Source organism: Burkholderiales bacterium, from assembly GCA_013695435.1.
GTDB lineage: Bacteria > Pseudomonadota > Gammaproteobacteria > Burkholderiales > JACMKV01 > JACMKV01.
On sequence record JACDAM010000255.1, the window covers coordinates 1 to 16,555 of the forward strand.

Below are 16,555 nucleotides of genomic sequence, written 5' to 3' on the forward strand. Positions count from 1 at the left end.
CGGCGAGACCAGATAGCCCAGCCGAGCGGACTTGGGCTCACGATGTATAGGGTATCGGAGTGGCTGAAAAGTCCGAACCCCTATCTGATGCTGCTCGGCATCACATTGTTTCTGGGCTTTTGGTACATCGCGGTGGAAGTCTTGCGGCTGCCGCGTTTCGAGGACATGCCGGGGCTCACTACGGTGGTGAAGGAATGGGTGAGCAAAGATCCGACGTACGGTCTCTCCCTCTACATTCCGGAATATTACGAGCACATCTGGGTGAGTGTTCGCAGGGTCGCGATCTCGTTCCTGCTCGCGACTGCGCTTGGAGTTCCGTTAGGCCTGTTTCTGGGCTGGTCAAAAACCTTTCGCGATTACGTGTTCCCGCTTTTCGAGGTGCTACGGCCGATTCCGATTCTGGCCTGGGTGCCGCTTTCCATCATCATGTTTATCGGCACCGAAACCCCGGTCATCTTTCTTACATTCCTGGCCTCGTTCTTTGCTACTGCGCTCAACACGATGCTGGGCGTGGAATCGATTGACGAATCTTATACCCGCGCAGCGTACTGCCTCGGGGCGAGTCGCTGGCAGACATTCCGCCAGGTCATCGTTCCGGGCGCCATGCCATTCATCTTTACCGGGCTGCAGATTTCAATCGGGGTAGCCTGGTTCTCCCTCGTCGCGGCAGAAATGGTCTCGGGACAGTTTGGCCTCGGTTACGTAATCAACACTTCATATACAATGGTGCGCTATCCAACCATCGTGATCGGCATGATCACGCTCGGCGCAGTCGGCTACATCACGAGCGCGATGGTGCGCTTTGCAGGAGATTACATGATGCAGTGGCGCCTTCGTGAGCTGGCATTGGGGAACCGGTGATGCAGGCACAACGCTTGGATCCAGTCACTTCGCGGGTGGCGACTTCCTCTTCCGCGAGGCTAGGTGCTATTCGCATCGACGATGTGGTCAAGATCTATGATCCTGAGGGCGCGGCGGTGATGGCGGTCGATCACTGCTCACTCGATATCGGCGCTGGCGAGATCTGCATGATCGTAGGACCTTCGGGCTGCGGCAAAACCACGCTGTTAAACGCCATCGCTGGATTCCACAGTATCAGCTCTGGAAGCATCCATATGGACGGCGAGTTGCTGTGCGGACCTGGCAAGCCGAAAGCTGAACCCGGTTCCGACCGAATCGTGGTGTTTCAGAACGGCGCCCTGTTTCCATGGAAAACTAACTTGGAAAATGTCGCGTTCGGCCCTCTAATGCAAGGCAAGCTAAGCAAAAAGGAGGTGAATGACAAAGCCCGCAGCATGATGGCCGATGCCGGGCTCTCAGGGTCTGAACACAATTACCCGGGGGAAGTGTCTTCGGGACTGCGGCGCCGGGTTGAGATCGTGCGGGCATTGATGAACAACCCAAAGGTATTGTTATTCGACGAACCATACCGCGCCCTGGATTCGCTTACTAAATCCGTCATGCACGAGGCCCTGCTCGAGATTTATTACAAAAACCGGGTCACCATCTTCTTCATCACACACGATCTGGAAGAAGCGATTTTTCTCGGCCATCGTCTTGTCATCATGACCACACGTCCGTGCAAGCCGAAAAAGCTGCTGGAAGTGGATATCCCCCACCCGCGCGATTACAGCGTGCTGACCAGCAAGCGTTTTCGCGAGTTGATAGATGAAACCACCGACGCGGTTCACGAAGAGGCGCTCAAAGCTTTTCAACTGGGCGAGAAGGAGGGTTAACAGATGGCAGGCGGATTAGCACCCAAGCACGAAGGCGGAAGTGTCGCTCGCGCCGTCTTTTCCATCGTTGCTTTTCTAGTCTTGTGGGAAATTGGCTCGCGTTCGAAAGAGTGGTTCGGCTTCCCATTTCCCTGGATCGGTCAAGTGCCCGCGCCGACCGCGGTCGTGGCTGTATGGTTCGGCCTGCTCGGCGATTCTGGATACTGGCAAAGCTGGTACCTGAGCCTCCTTCGAGTGCTGGGGGGATTTACCATGGCGATGGTAGTCGGCATTCCGTTCGGCCTCGCAATGGCAGTGAGCCGCGGCTTCCATGGCGTCGCCTTCCCTGTCTTTGAAGTGTTAAGGCCGATCCCACCGCTCGCATGGGTCCCCGCCGCCATCATCTTTTGGCCTACGGCGGAGCTCTCGATCGCCTTTGTCACATTTTTGGGGGCTTTCTTTACTGTTGTGATAAACGTGCTCGGTGGAGCGAAATCGATCGATGGGCGCTATTTCCAGTCGGCTCAAGCGATGGGCGCCTCACAATGGGACATCTTCCGCCGCGTTGTGCTCCCAGGATCGCTGCCATCCATCGTGGTGGGCGCGGCGGTCGGGATGGGAATCACCTGGGAGGTGGTAGTCGCCGCCGAAATGATTTCCGGGGGAGGAGGACAGTCGGGTTCTGGCGGCGGTTTAGGATTTTTCATCTGGAATTCGTATGTCGGCGGTTCCTATGAGCAAATCGTCGTTGGCATGATCAGCATCGGTATCGCGGGCTACATCTGTAGCGAGCTGCTGCGCATGTTCGGTGGCCTATTCACCCCGTGGCTGCGCCGTTAGCAGTGCTACAACTCGTTAATTGTTTCGGAGGCTAGTGTGGTCAGCGCATTGAAAGTTTCAGTCGCAATGCTGGCGTTGGCGTGGACCGCCATCGTGCAAACGGCCATTGCAGCAGAACCGGTCAAGCTAACCGTGGGGTATCTCCATGAGACCAAGGTCATCGACATCGACAAAGCGCCAGCTGGCGCTATCGATGACACCGTCGCCCGCAAAGTGGCCAAGGACGCAGGCGCTCCACTGCCCCTCGGTACCATCAAGGCGCAGGACGTCGCGAAAGCGCCGAAGTAGTGCTGCTAAGATCTTCAAACTGAATCTATCCGGACAAAACATGGCAAATCCCGCAACTCAGACGCAGGCCGCCAGTGCAAAGGCAGCGGCAGTCGCGCAACAGCAGGTCGAGGCCGGACAAATTGAAGTCAAGAACGTTTCCAAGTCCTATGGCGGCGCCCATCTCAAGAAAGATGTCGTAACAGATTGTTCGTTTACCGTTGAGCGCGGCAAGCTCACCGTGATGATCGGCCCCTCCGGGTGCGGCAAGAGCACCCTGATTCGGTTGCTTGCTGGTTTTGAAAAACCTACCAGCGGCAGCATTGCTCTGGATGGGAAACCGGTTACCGGCCCTAGCCGTGACCGGTTGGTGGTGTTCCAGGAGAGTGCGCTTTTCCCGTGGATGACTACCTACGACAACATCATGTACGGCCCGAGAGCGCGGGGCGAGGCCACGAGCGAGGCGCGGAACATGGCCGAGTTCCTGCTGGACAAGGTGGGCCTCAAGGCATTCCGGAAAAAGTATCCGCCGCAGCTCTCTGGCGGCATGCAGCGAAGGGCGGAGCTCGCGCGCGCGATGATTAACAATCCCCGGATCATGATTCTCGACGAGCCTTTTAGAGGCCTTGATGACATGTCGAAGAAACTCATGTGGGAATACTACGGTGGGTTGTATGAGGAATCCCGGCGCACCAATTTTTTCGTTACCACCGATATCGATGAGGCGATTTTCCTCGCCGACCGGATACTCATCATGACGAATATTCCGACGCGCGTGCGGACGACATTGGAAGTAAACGTGCCGCGCCCGCGCAAGCTTGTCGACCTCGTCGAAAACGATCGGGCGAATGAAGTAAAAATGCAAGCGCTATCGTTGCTGCACGAAGAGGCCATGAAATCGTTCGCGGGCGGCAGCAAGGCCGCAGCCGATTTTGTCGAGGCTTATTCGAAGCGCGGCGTGAAATGACAAGGCAATGAAATGGCTGCTCGCGCGCGAAATGGTGGTTGGCTTGGCTGTCCTCGGGGCGGTGTTATCACTACTGGCGTCGGTACTTCAGTCCAAACACAAGGTCAGCGAAGAAACAGCAAAGCGCATCAATCTGACTGGTTACTTCCTTATGGGAATTAGCATTGTACTTTTCATTGTTTCCGGGCTCGTCTCTTCGGCAACCTAAATTCTGCATCTTTAATCGTCAACCTTACTTCTGCATATATGACCGCAACGATTATTGACGGCGTCGCCGTCGCCAAACAGGTTAGAGCAGACATCAAGACTCGCGTAGTGCGACTGAAGACGCTTGGGGTCGTGCCGGGGCTTGCGGTTGTCATCATAGGAGACAATCCGGCGTCCAGGGCCTACGTGGGCAAAAAGATCACGGCTTGCGCCGAAGTCGGCGTGCTCTCCGAAGTCCACGAGTTCCCAACCGACGCCGACCAGGGCAAGGTGCTTGCCCGGATCGCCGCGCTCAACATCAATCCGGAAATCCACGGAATGATCGTCCAGCTTCCGCTGCCATCGCATCTCGATATGCGCCGGGTTCTCGAGGCGATTGCCCAAGATAAGGACGTGGATGGATTTAATCAGTACAACGTTGGCGGATTGATGATCGGCAACTCCGTATTTCCGCCGTGCACCCCTCTGGGAGTACAACTGCTACTTGAGTATTCGAAGATACAGATTGCTGGACAGAATGTCGTGGTAGTGGGGGCAAGCAATATCGTCGGCAAACCGATGGCGCTCATGCTGCTGCAAAAGGAAGCCACGGTCAGTTTATGTCACGTCAAAACACGAGACTTGGCGCAGTTTACGATCCTCGCGGATATTCTTGTGGTTGCTGCCGGTAGGCCTAATCTCATCAACGCATCTATGGTCAAAACCGGCGCGGTCGTGATCGATGTCGGGATCAATCGGCTGCCGGACGGGAGGTTGGTGGGCGACGTCGATTTCGAGGCGGTGAAGGAAAAAGCCTCTTATATCACTCCGGTTCCCGGCGGAGTTGGGCCGATGACTGTCAGTATGCTGATCTGGAACACGGTGCAGGCGGCTGAGCGTCAGGCGGCAAAGGCGAGTGAGTGGGGTCGGGCGACCAGCGTCATGCAGCCTGCGCTCGTCTGATGTGCAAGCCCCCGACCGCGAGATCGAACTTTCGAAGGTACCAGGCGGGCAAGTAAAATTGCCACCCCTTGCCTTGAATGGTGTAAGCCTCGGTAGTGCAAATTGACGTCACCCCTTATGTCGACAACAGCGCCAATCAAACTCGATACCCGCAATTTGAAAAAAGCCAGCGGCAAACGCAAAGGCCGCATCACCGATGCGCGTTCGCGCGAGGAAATCAAAGCCTTGCTTGGGAACGAGTCCCGGCAGCGTGATTTGTTGATTGAGCACCTGCACAAGATTCAAGACCGCTACGGCCATATTTCCGCAGGACATATTGTTGCGCTTGCGGAAGAAATGAAGCTTGCGATGACCGAAGTCTACGAGGTCGCAACCTTTTATCATCACTTCGATGTGATCAAAGAAGGCGACAAGGCGCCGCCTGAAATCACGGTTCGCGTTTGCGATTCGCTCTCGTGCGAGCTCGCCGGAGCGAAAAACCTCTTTCACGCCCTGCAACAACAGGCGGGGAACAATGTGAGGGTGATCACGGCGCCATGCGTGGGAAGGTGTGAATCGGCGCCAGTGGCGGTGGTCGGGCAGAACCCGATCGATCGCGCCGATTTCGCTCGCGTGCAATTGGCGCTCACCAGGAAAGCGGTCAAGGCTCCGGTCGCCCCCTACATCGATTACCGGCAATACCGGGAACAAGGTGGGTATCGAACTCTGGTCGAATGCGTGTCCGGCAAGCGGCAGAAAGAAGACGTGATCAAGACGCTCGAAGATTCCGCGCTGCGAGGATTGGGGGGCGCGGGTTTTCCGGCGGGCCGTAAGTGGCGCATCGTCCGCGCCGAGCCGGCCCCGAGGCTTATGGCGATCAACATTGACGAAGGCGAGCCCGGGACCTTCAAGGATCGCTGGTATCTGGAGCGCGACCCGCACCGTTTTCTCGAAGGCATGCTGATCGCGGCCTGGGCGGTGGGAATCGACGAGATCTACATCTATCTGCGCGACGAATATGCGGGTTGCCGGCAGATTCTGGAAAAAGAGCTTATCGCGCTGCAACCCGATCCGCCCTGTCAACTGCCGAAGATTTACCTCCGCCGCGGCGCTGGCGCCTACATCTGCGGAGAAGAGTCAGCGATGATCGAATCCATTGAGGGCAAGCGGGGAATGCCGAGGCTTCGTCCCCCCTACCTCGCGCAAGTGGGGCTGTTCAACCGGCCGACTCTCGAGCACAACATGGAAACGTTGCACTGGGTGCGCGACATTCTTGAAAAAGGTGCGGCATGGTTTTCCGCGCAGGGACGCAACGGGCGCAAGGGACTGCGCTCTTTTTCAGTGAGCGGACGAATACAGAAGCCAGGCGTCCATCTCGCGCCGGCGGGAATCACCATGCGCGAGTTGGTTGACGAATATTGCGGTGGAATGCTTCCGGGTCATACCTTCTACGCGTATTTGCCGGGCGGCGCATCAGGGGGAATACTCCCCGCGAGCATGGGCGACATTCCGCTCGACTTCGACACACTCAACCCGCATGGTTGTTTTATCGGCTCCGCGGCGGTGATGATCCTGTCGGACCAGGACCGGGCCAGAGATGCAGCGGTCAACGTCATGCGCTTTTTCGAGGACGAGTCATGCGGCAAGTGCACTCCCTGCCGGGTGGGCACTTCGAAAGCGGTCAAGCTCATGCAGGAAAAACGCTGGAACCGTGAGCTGCTCGAAGAACTCTCAACTGCAATGGCGGATGCTTCCATCTGCGGTCTCGGCCAGGCGGCGCCCAATCCAATCCGCTGCGTGCTGAAATATTTTTCTCACGAGGTGACCACGCATCCTCAGGCGCGGCACGACAAAGGATCTGCTTTTTGATGATGACCCAAGAGTAAGTATGAACGCTCCAATCGAAGCCGTGGTAAAACCTCAAGTCGTCGAATTCGAACTGAACGGCAGGACGATATCCGGTTTCAGCGACGAGACCATCATCGAGGCGGCGAAGCGTCACGGTGTCAAGATTCCGCACCTGTGCTATCTCAAAGGCTATCGTCCTGACGGCAATTGCCGCGCGTGCATGGTGGAAATCAAGGGCGAACGTGTACTCGCTCCGTCGTGCTGCCGCGCCCCCACCGCTGGAATGGAAGTGTTTTCTGAAAACGAGCGCGCACGCACCTCGCAGAAAATGGTGCTGGAACTCCTGCTTTCTGACATGCCGGCGTCGAAGCACACTTTGAATTCGGAGCTGGATGACTGGGCGAAAGAACTCAAGCTTGGCCAGCCGCGGTTTGCTCCTCGCGACAATCCTCCACCAGACATTTCTCACCCGGCGATCGCGGTCAATCTCGAATCGTGCATTCAATGCACTCGCTGCGTTCGCGCTTGCCGCGAAGTGCAAGTAAACGACGTGATCGGCTACGCGTTTCGCGGGCACCACTCGGAAATCGTCTTCGACTTGGGCGATCCAATGGGCACTAGCACTTGTGTCGCCTGCGGCGAATGTGTGCAAGCGTGTCCGACCGGGGCGCTGATGCCTGCGCGAGGTGTGGGCATGATCGAGCCCGACAAGAAAGTTGATTCGCTCTGTCCGTATTGCGGCGTCGGTTGCCATCTGACCTATCACATCAAGGACAACAAAATCCTGCATGTCGAAGGCCGCGATGGCCCGGCCAACCACAATCGGCTATGCGTGAAAGGCCGCTATGGCTTCGACTACGTGCACCACAAACAGCGCCTGACCAAGCCGCTGATCCGCAAGGCCGGCGCGGAGAAAACGGGCGATTTCACGATGGATCCGGACCACGCCAGCGCCGTATTTCGCGAGGCCAGTTGGGAAGAGGCGCTCGAAGTGGCGGTATCCGGGCTCAAGAGAATCCGCGACGAAAAAGGTTCGCAGGCGCTCGCCGGTTTCGGCTCGGCGAAAGGCAGCAACGAGGAAGCCTATCTGTTCCAGAAGCTCGTGCGCACGGGATTCGGCACCAACAACGTGGATCATTGCACCCGGCTTTGCCACGCTTCGAGTGTTGCAGCCTTGCTCGAAGGAATAGGCTCGGGCGCGGTATCGAACCAGGTGTCGGACGTGCTGAAAGCGGAAGTGATTTTCATCATTGGCGCCAATCCCACAGTCAATCATCCGGTTGCTGCGACCTTTATCAAGAACGCGGTGAAAAACGGGGCTACGCTGATCGTCGTCGATCCCCGGCGCTTCGAGTTGGCGCGCTTGGCGACCCATTATCTGCAACTCAAACCCGATACCGACATCGCGTTTCTGAACGCGATGATGCACACGATTATCAGCGAGGGCTGGGTGAATGAAGACTTCATCGCCAAGCGCACGCTAGACTTCGAAGCGCTAAAAGCCAACGTCGCCCCCTACAGCGCGGAGGCTATGGCACCGATTTGCGGTGTGCCCGCGGCAACGATCAGAGAAGTCGCGCGGCTGTACGCATGCTCCAAAGGGTCGATGATTATGTGGGGCATGGGCATCTCGCAACACGTGCACGGCACCGACAATGCGCGCTGCTTGATCGCACTGTGCCTGATGACTGGGCAGGTCGGGCGTCCCGGATCGGGATTACATCCCCTTCGGGGGCAGAACAACGTGCAAGGCGCCTCCGACGCGGGGCTAATCCCGATGGTGTTTCCCGATTATCAGCGGGTGGACGATCAGAATGTACGCAGCGCTTTTGAAAAGCTGTGGGGCGCCAAGCTCGATCCTAAACCGGGTCTGACCGTGGTTGAAATTATGGACGCGGTACACGCGGGCAGGCTCCACGGCATGTATATCATGGGCGAGAACCCGGCGATGTCCGATCCCGACGTCGAGCATGCTCGGGCGGCGCTCGCTAGACTCGAGATGCTCGTGGTGCAGGACATATTCCTTACCGAAACCGCTTACCTTGCCGACGTCATTCTCCCGGCCTCGGCGTTCCCTGAGAAAACCGGCACCTTCACCAACACCGATCGCATGGTGCAGTTGGGACGCAAAGCACTCGAAATGCCGGGCGATGCGCGGCAGGACTTGTGGATCATCCAGGAAGTGGCGAGACGCCTGGGACTTAACTGGAACTATCAAGGCCCCGATAGCGGAGTCGCGCAAGTGTTCAACGAAATGCGCCGCGCCATGCCGAGCATCGCCGGCATCACTTGGGAGCGCTTGCAAAGCGAAGGCTCGGTAACCTTTCCGTGCGAGAACGAGGGGGATCCGGGACAGCCGGTTGTTTTCACTTACGATTTCCCGACTGAGACCGGCCGCGCCCGGTTTGTGCCAGCAGATATCGGGCCCGCCAACGAGCAGCCAGACAACGAATATCCAATGGTGCTAATTACCGGCCGCCAGCTTGAACATTGGCACACCGGAAGCATGACGCGCCGCGCCGGCGTGCTGGATGCGATTGAGCCGCAAGCTATCGCCTCATTGCACACGGTCGATTTAGAGCGCATCGGCGCCAAGCCTGGAGGTGTGATTACCGTCGAATCGCGGCGTGGCAAGATCACCCTGTACGTGCGTCAGTTCGATGGCATACCGGTGGGTACAGTTTTCGTTCCATTTTGCTATTACGAGGCGGCCGCTAACTTGCTCACCAATCCGGCGCTCGATCCCGTCGGCAAGATTCCCGAGTTCAAATATTGCGCGGTGCGGGTGACCGCGGGTGGTGAACTGAATCCAGTTTCGAGTTTTGGCGGCGGGCAGATCTTGGAGGCTTTGACTGCTGAACCAAGATAGATTTATATCCGCTGTTAGTGATCCTTCAGAAGGAAGCCCTTATGCCATCCGATATCGAAATAGCCCAGAAAGCCAAAATGCAGCGCATCGCCGCGATTGCCAAAGACCGGCTCGGCATCAGCGACGAGCATCTCGAACCCTATGGCCATTACAAAGCCAAGCTGTCTCTCGATTACGTCGACAGCCTGAAGGACAAGCCCGACGGCAAGCTGATTCTGGTGACGGCGATCAGCCCGACACCGGCCGGCGAAGGCAAAACGACGACGACGGTGGGGCTGGGCGATGCGTTGAACAAGATCGGCAAGAGGGCCGTGATATGTCTGCGCGAACCGAGCCTGGGGCCGGTATTCGGCATGAAGGGCGGCGCGGCCGGCGGCGGCTATGCGCAGGTTGTGCCGATGGAAGACATCAACCTGCACTTCACCGGCGACTTCAACGCGATCCAGCTAGCGAACAACCTGCTCGCCGCGATGCTCGACAACCACATTCATCACGGCAACGAGCTTGGCATCGACGTACGCCGCATCGCGTGGAAGCGCGTGCTCGACATGAACGATCGCGCGCTGCGCGATATCACCTGCTCGCTCGGCGGACCGGGCAACGGCTTTCCGCGCCAGGACGGTTTCGACATCGTCGTAGCAAGCGAGGTGATGGCGATTTTCTGCCTGGCCACCTCGCTGAAGGATCTGAAAGAGCGGCTCGGCAATATCGTCGTCGCCTATACGCGCGCACTGAAACCGGTGCTCGCTCGCGACCTGCAAGCGCATGGCGCCATGACCGTGCTGTTGAAAGATGCGCTGAAGCCGAACCTGGTGCAGACGCTGGAAAATAATCCAGCCTTCATCCATGGCGGACCGTTCGCCAATATCGCGCACGGCTGCAATTCCGTGATTGCAACCAAAACCGCGCTCAAGCTTGCCGATTACGTCGTGACCGAAGCCGGCTTTGGCGCTGATCTGGGCGCGGAAAAATTCATCGACATCAAGTGCCGCAAGTCGGGTCTGCGCCCCTCAGCGGTCGTTATCGTCGCGACCATGCGCGCGCTGAAATATCACGGCGGCGTCGATCCGAAGCAGTTGAACACCGAAAACCTTGGGGCACTCGAAAAAGGCATCGCCAATCTGGAACGCCACGTCAGCAACGTGACGAACCATTTCGGCCTACCGTGCGTGGTCGCGATCAATCATTTCACTTTCGATACCGACGCCGAAGTCGCGCTGCTGAAGAAGAAAATGAAAGACGCGCCGGTCGTCCTTGCTAAGCACTGGTCGGATGGCGGCGCGGGCGCGGCCGATCTCGCCCGCGCCGTTGTCGATGTCGTCGACAAAGGCAAGTCCAACTTCAAATTTGCCTACGAAGACAGCGCCACCTTGTGGGACAAGATCAAGACCGTCGCGCAAAAAATCTACGGCGCTGCCGACGTTTCGGCAGACGCCAAGGTGCGCTCACAGATCAAGAAACTGCAGGACGACGGCTACGGCCATTACCCGGTGTGTGTAGCAAAAACCCAATACTCGTTCTCGACTGACGCGAGCCTGCGCGGCGCGCCTTCCGGCCACGTCATCGGCATACGCGAGGTGCGGCTTGCCGCAGGTGCCGAGTTCGTTGTCATGGTCTGCGGCGACATCATGACCATGCCGGGTCTGCCGAAGGTGCCGTCGACGGTCAAGATCGATCTGACTGACGAGGGCAAGGTAATCGGTTTGTTTTAGCTTCCCTCGCTTATTGCCCTCGCCGCTAATCTTCTCGGGCGACGAGGGCTTCCAGATAGACGTCATTCCAGCGCACGCTGGAATCCCGCATTCGCGAGGAGATTCTGCTTCCGCAAGAGTGACTCCCAACCAAAAACGAGATTCCCGCTTTCGTCAAATGCGTGAAATAGGTGCGAGATTCCTGCTTGCGCAGGAACGACCTGTAGATGGAATTCAGTAGCCCGGAATTCTGGGTCGCGGTGCTGCAAATCATCAAGGCGGGGACTGCGGCTTACGCGGGCAAGCGTCGCGGCACGGCCCGCAGAGGATCGTAGAACGGGAGCCGTGAAACGCTCGACACTCGCCCATCTGCAGTGTAGACGAGGCTGCCAGGAAAACGCTGAGTGTAGGTCACGAAGCCGAGTCCCAGGCTCTCTCCAAAAATTGGCGAATCGCATTGGCTTGTCACTTCAACGCGCGGCAGGTTGCCCTCGCGCTTCCGGCTGGCGCCTCCAAACCTTAAACCGGCCAGCGCGCGTGCTGGCCGCCTGAAGCGGATCGTTTGCAGGGCAGCGGAGCCAAGAAAAGGCGAGCGCGGAAGCGCGACTAATCGGCCCAAGCAAAGTTCGTAGGGCGTGGCTGGTTTGGCGAGTTCGCACGCGAACAGCATGTAGCCGGCTTCGATGCGCAGGCTGTTCGCTGCCTCGAACCCGCATTCGCGGATTCCATTACCTGCGGCGAGAAGCGCTTCCCACACTTTCGCTCCGGCGGCGGCGGGTACCAGCAGCTCGAATCCGCATTCGCCGGTGTAACCTAGCCTCACCACCCACGCGTTTTCTCTGCAGATTATCGCGCGCGAGAAGCTGAAGTACGCTTCGGGTAAAGGCGAGTCGAGGCATCGTTTCAAAATCAGCTGGCTCCGTGGTCCCTGAACGGCCATGATCGCAAACTTTCCCGAGAGGTCGGTGAGTGTGACGGCAAAGCCGCTCGCGACAGCGGCGATGTGACGCCAATCCTCGCGCCGGCCAGTAAAGAGCCAGAAGTGCTGAGGCCGATGGCGCCAGACTGTCGCGTCGTTTATTACCGCACCTTCTTCGTTACAGAGCAGCGTGTAGTACGCTCGTCCTTCCCTTAACGAGGTTAGATTTCGAGTCTGCAGGAAGTTAAGAAACTGGAGTGTTTCGCGTCCAGTCACCTCAAAGCAACCCATGAAAGAAAAATCGAACAAGCCGGCAATGCGTCGCGTCGCAAGATGTTCCTCCAAGGCGCTTGAGAAGCGTAGAGGGACCCTCTGTTCGGCTAAACGCGCGAGCGCGATGCTGCGTGCTTCGAAGTATTTATCAAGCATCGAACAGCACCGTTTTCACGAGCATGAAGCCTCCGACGGTGATACAAAGACCAGCGATCATCGCGCGCAGCCGCTCGATTCTGACAACGTGGGCAACGCGCGCCCCGATCAACACGCCGGCCAACTCGAATCCAGTAATCCAGAGCGCAACGGAGAAATCGATCGAGCCGTACCTAAGATTGCCCAGCGAGCCGGATGCGGCGGCAATGATCTGGATCACCTGACTCGTGCCGATCGCGGTGAGCGGAAAAAACCCGAGCATCACCATGATAGGAACCGAAAACAGCGGGCCGCCCGCTCCCGAGAGCCCGGACCCAAACCCCGATATAGCCCCGACACCGAGCAGCAGGAACTGCTGGGGTAATGAGCGGCCATCCGGCTCGCTACCCAATGCCCGCTTCGGGGCAAAAATGTATGCGCCAGCGAAGACGGTTAGAAGCGCAACGATCAGATTGAGCAGCCGCGCGTCGACCATCCAGTTCACCTTCGCCCCGAGGAAACTAAACGCAGCAGCGCCTGCGCAGACCGGAGCCGCGATTTTCCAGCTTATGCTGCCGTGCCGATGGAATGCGTAGGTGCCAACAAGCCCGGTGAAAAGGAAAGTGAAGAGCGCGGTCGCGCTCGCCTCGTGAATGGAAAGCCCCGCCAAAAGATTCAACGCCGGGATCAGAAGAACGCCGCCGATGCCAACGGCGCCGATAAAAAAGCCGACTACGCCGGCGATGACGATCAGGGCGTAGAACAAGGCGACGTAACGCGCTGCAGCACCGTGCTAGGCTTCCCCGCTCAAGCGCTTGGTAAGAGGTTTAAGCAAAGCAATCAACCGGCGGCGAAAGCGGCGAGATCGCCGGTAATCAGCTTGTTCAGCCTTTTCATAATCGCGTACCCGAGACTGTGATCCTGGTCCATCAGCCGCAGCATCTCGTGCCCGCTCAGTGCCCCGACCACGCAGGACGTCAGGCAAAAGGCGCTGGCAACGCGGGGTTGCGGTTTTTCGAGCAATGCCGCCCAACCGAAAACTTGACCGCGCCGAATTATTTCGCCGACGGAGGCCTCCCGGGTGCCCACGTAGAGAGCGAAGCGCACCATTCCCTCGACAAGCACGTAAAGGTCTGCGGCGGGCTCGCCCAGCACGTAGATGTGGTTACCCTGCGCGAACTCCTGCACTCGGCAGCGCGCTCTGATCGCGCCCGACTGCTCGCGATTCAACCCGGCGAAAAACGTGGATTCGGCGAGTATATCAAGTGGCGGAGCAAGGCGTTCTAACACGGCGTGCCCCTACTTCCACCCCGCCATGTCCTGAACCGCGCGAGCTCTTCTTCCTTCATGAAGACGGTGTGCTCCGTGCCCGGATAGATGCGCTCTTTCACACCGCGACTGCAGCCATTGTACCCTGCTCGATGACAGGGACGAGATCGTGATACATCGATCGTCACTTTTTGCGCGTCCGAGTGGGCTGGTTCGGTCTTTAGCAGGTGACGGTAGAACGGGCTCATAAAGGCAGTAACCCAGCATCAGCGGGATTAAAGCATTAAAGATACCATCGGGGCCGCGGTTCTCAGTCGTTTGATTTTCAAGCAGAAAGCTGTGTTGGAAAAGCGGCACGGCAAAACTGTTTGCGCAAGGAAACATGCCATGATTTCGCAGTGAAACAGGCCTTGGCAATCGACTCGAACACTTCAGTCATGCGCACTATTCCTGAAGAGACCCCAACGGCGCCTCCTGACCCAAAGCGCCTTGCGGCCGATGCCCAGCATGTTCGCAAGCGCGATTTCACTGTGACCGTCCTGACACCGTACGACAACGTCCTTGATGTATTCTTCAATGGAAAGCGGGCTGTCGGGCGCGCTGCGCGGGGTAGGCTTCCTGACAGTCGGTGGAAGCATGTCGGGAAGATCTTTACAAGTTAAAACCTCCGAGTCGGCAAAAATAACCGCACGTTCGATCAAGTTCTCAAGCTCGCGAACATTTCCGGGCCAGTGGTAAGTTATGAAAAATGCCGCCAGATCCTTGCCGATCTCACAAACGCGCTGCCCGGTCTTGCGGCCGTAGTGGTCGACAAAATGCTGGGCCAGCAACTGCACATCATTTCCGCGGCTGCGCAGAGGTGGCACGTGAATGTTGACGACGTTCAGCCGATAAAATAGGTCCACGCGGAATGCGCCGGCGTCGACAGCTCGCTTCAAATCCCGATTGCTCGCGGCTACGAAGCGAACGTCTGCATCGAATACTTGATGGCCGCCTACCGGACGCACTTGTTTCTCTTGCAGCACGCGCAGCAGCTTGACCTGAAGACTTGGGGCGAGCTCGGAGATCTCGTCGAGAAACAGAGTGCCTCCATCGGCTTGGCGGATCAAACCTTCGCTGGAAGCGGTCGCTCCGGTATAGGCGCCTCGCTCGTGACCGAATAGCTCCGATTCGAGAAGGTCCGCAGGTATTGCACCGCAGTTTAGAGGAACGAAAGGTCCATATGGACGCTCACTGGCGTAATGAATCGCCTGCGCGACCAACTCTTTACCCGTCCCGCTCTCGCCTTCGATCAGAACACTCGCCGAGGTCGGAGCAACGCGACGGATGTAACTGAGCATCTTCTTGACTTCGTCGCTCTGCCCGATGATGTTGTCGATGGAAAAGCTCTTTTTCAGTTTGCGTTTGAGCGTAGCGTTTTCCCTGCGCATTCGCTTCTCGTCAAGCGCCCGCTCTATCGCATGAAGGAAGTCGTCGTTGTTGAAAGGCTTTATGATGTAATCGACCGCGCCTTCCCTCAGCGCTTGCACCGCATTGTCCACTGAAGAGTAGCCCGTCATTAGAATAATCGCGGCGTCCGTGTTGGCGCTCTTGAGCGAGCGGATGACGTCTATGCCGTTTCCATCGGGCAACCTGAGATCGGCGAGAACAAGATCGAAATCGCCGGAAAGCGCTGTGCAAACCCCACGTTCCGCAGTCTCGGCGAGCATGGCCTGATGGCCGCGGTTTGCCAGGAGTGACTGAATTGTTTCGGCCAGGATTCGATCATCTTCGATCACGAGAACCCGCCCTGGACGTAGCGCCGCGCGTGCTTCGTTCATACAGACCCAGCTCCGAAAGGTAGCGAGATAATGAAGCACGCGCCGCGCGGAGAAGCGTTTTCGACCCGGATCTCGCCGCCGTGCTCATGAACAATTTCGTAGCAGATGGCAAGACCGAGCCCAGTGCCTTCGCCTGCCACCTTGGTCGAGAAAAATGCTTCAAAGACACGCGGCAAATCCTCCGGCGCGATTCCGGGGCCGGTATCCGTGATCGTAACTTCAACCGAACGCTGAGCCACCAGTCGAGTCACCACGATGATCGTGCCTCGGCCTTGCATCGCCTGAGCAGCGTTCATAAAGATGTTGAAAAAGACCTGCTGTAACCGTCCAGGATAACCGAGAACAATCCCCTCGGGGTCGGAGCGGCGCTCAGTTAGCACGTTGACTCCCCACCGCTCTTGTCGGAAAAATGCGAGCGCTTCGTCGATCGCGAAATCCACGTTGAAGCGCATAGGGGACTTATCGTCTACTCGTGAAAACGCGTTGAGCCTTCGAGTAATCGCGAGCACGCGCCCGACGTTACCCGACAGCTTGGCCAACGCGTTCTGCAGAGCCGCGGGCGGAATATGCGATTGCGACTGGAGAACCTGCAGCGTAGATTGGAGAGTCGCGAGGGGATTGGCAACCTCATGGCAAACACTCGCTAGCATGAACCCCATCGAAGCAAGTCTACCCATCTGCCTGTGAGCGAGCTCCAGCTCCCGCAGCCTGGACTCGTCGACCACGATGATGCAGGCCCCCGTTTTCAAGGGATGTACGCGTACCCGCTCATGCGCCTTGCCACCCGGAGTTTCGCGCACGACTTCGACCGTTT

At 57.9% G+C, this 16,555-nt stretch carries 15 protein-coding genes; 10 read left to right on the forward strand and 5 right to left on the reverse strand.

Annotated elements, in window-relative coordinates; translation table 11 throughout:
• Nucleotides 1-42: 42 nt before the first annotated feature.
• The 10 genes from H0V78_12710 to H0V78_12755 all read left to right on the forward strand — a co-directional run bounded on the left by H0V78_12710 (nt 43) and on the right by H0V78_12755 (nt 11,346).
• Nucleotides 43-861, forward strand: a complete 819-nt coding sequence (locus tag H0V78_12710) for an ABC transporter permease (protein MBA2352600.1) — start codon at nt 43-45, stop codon at nt 859-861.
• Nucleotides 861-1,736, forward strand: a complete 876-nt coding sequence (locus H0V78_12715) for an ABC transporter ATP-binding protein (protein ID MBA2352601.1) — start codon at nt 861-863, stop codon at nt 1,734-1,736. Before H0V78_12710 ends, H0V78_12715 begins: the two co-directional genes overlap by 1 nt.
• A gap of 3 nt (nt 1,737-1,739) precedes the next feature.
• Nucleotides 1,740-2,555: an ABC transporter permease gene (locus H0V78_12720; GenBank protein ID MBA2352602.1), complete on the forward strand. Its 816-nt coding sequence runs from the start codon at nt 1,740-1,742 to the stop codon at nt 2,553-2,555.
• Nucleotides 2,556-2,591: 36 nt separating this feature from the next.
• On the forward strand, nt 2,592-2,843 hold the full coding sequence (locus H0V78_12725) for a hypothetical protein (GenBank protein ID MBA2352603.1): 252 nt from the start codon (nt 2,592-2,594) through the stop codon (nt 2,841-2,843).
• A 40-nt stretch (nt 2,844-2,883) separates the two neighbouring features.
• Nucleotides 2,884-3,789, forward strand: coding sequence for an ABC transporter ATP-binding protein (locus tag H0V78_12730; GenBank protein MBA2352604.1), 906 nt, complete (start codon nt 2,884-2,886; stop codon nt 3,787-3,789).
• 7 nt (nt 3,790-3,796) lie between these two features.
• Complete coding sequence (locus tag H0V78_12735) at nt 3,797-3,997, forward strand: hypothetical protein (protein ID MBA2352605.1); 201 nt, start codon at nt 3,797-3,799, stop codon at nt 3,995-3,997.
• 38 nt (nt 3,998-4,035) lie between these two features.
• Entirely contained in the window at nt 4,036-4,938 is a 903-nt protein-coding gene (gene folD, locus H0V78_12740; GenBank protein ID MBA2352606.1) for a bifunctional methylenetetrahydrofolate dehydrogenase/methenyltetrahydrofolate cyclohydrolase FolD, read from the forward strand.
• A gap of 117 nt (nt 4,939-5,055) precedes the next feature.
• On the forward strand, nt 5,056-6,786 hold the full coding sequence (locus tag H0V78_12745; protein ID MBA2352607.1) for an NAD(P)H-dependent oxidoreductase subunit E: 1,731 nt from the start codon (nt 5,056-5,058) through the stop codon (nt 6,784-6,786).
• A 19-nt stretch (nt 6,787-6,805) separates the two neighbouring features.
• The gene (gene fdhF, locus H0V78_12750) at nt 6,806-9,634 is read left to right on the forward strand and encodes a formate dehydrogenase subunit alpha (protein ID MBA2352608.1); all 2,829 of its coding nucleotides are present in this window, start codon (nt 6,806-6,808) and stop codon (nt 9,632-9,634) included.
• Between the two features lie 41 nt (nt 9,635-9,675).
• Nucleotides 9,676-11,346 carry a formate--tetrahydrofolate ligase gene (locus tag H0V78_12755; protein MBA2352609.1) on the forward strand — a complete coding sequence of 557 codons (1,671 nt, stop codon included), beginning with the start codon at nt 9,676-9,678 and terminating at the stop codon, nt 11,344-11,346.
• A gap of 271 nt (nt 11,347-11,617) precedes the next feature.
• Here the strand turns inward: H0V78_12755 and H0V78_12760 are convergent, their stop codons facing one another.
• From H0V78_12760 to H0V78_12780, 5 genes are all read right to left on the reverse strand, one after another.
• Nucleotides 11,618-12,673 (reverse strand): aminomethyl transferase family protein, encoded by a 1,056-nt coding sequence (locus H0V78_12760; protein ID MBA2352610.1) that lies wholly within the window; start codon nt 12,671-12,673, stop codon nt 11,618-11,620.
• Nucleotides 12,666-13,418: a sulfite exporter TauE/SafE family protein gene (locus H0V78_12765; protein ID MBA2352611.1), complete on the reverse strand. Its 753-nt coding sequence runs from the start codon at nt 13,416-13,418 to the stop codon at nt 12,666-12,668. The genes H0V78_12760 and H0V78_12765 overlap by 8 nt, the downstream gene beginning before the upstream one ends.
• Nucleotides 13,419-13,492: 74 nt before the next feature.
• Nucleotides 13,493-13,942: a cyclic nucleotide-binding domain-containing protein gene (locus H0V78_12770; GenBank protein MBA2352612.1), complete on the reverse strand. Its 450-nt coding sequence runs from the start codon at nt 13,940-13,942 to the stop codon at nt 13,493-13,495.
• A gap of 410 nt (nt 13,943-14,352) precedes the next feature.
• On the reverse strand, nt 14,353-15,741 hold the full coding sequence (locus H0V78_12775) for a sigma-54-dependent Fis family transcriptional regulator (protein MBA2352613.1): 1,389 nt from the start codon (nt 15,739-15,741) through the stop codon (nt 14,353-14,355).
• Nucleotides 15,738-16,555, reverse strand: an 818-nt coding sequence (locus H0V78_12780) for a two-component sensor histidine kinase (protein ID MBA2352614.1), incomplete at its 5' end; no start/stop codon positions are given. The genes H0V78_12780 and H0V78_12775, both read right to left, overlap by 4 nt.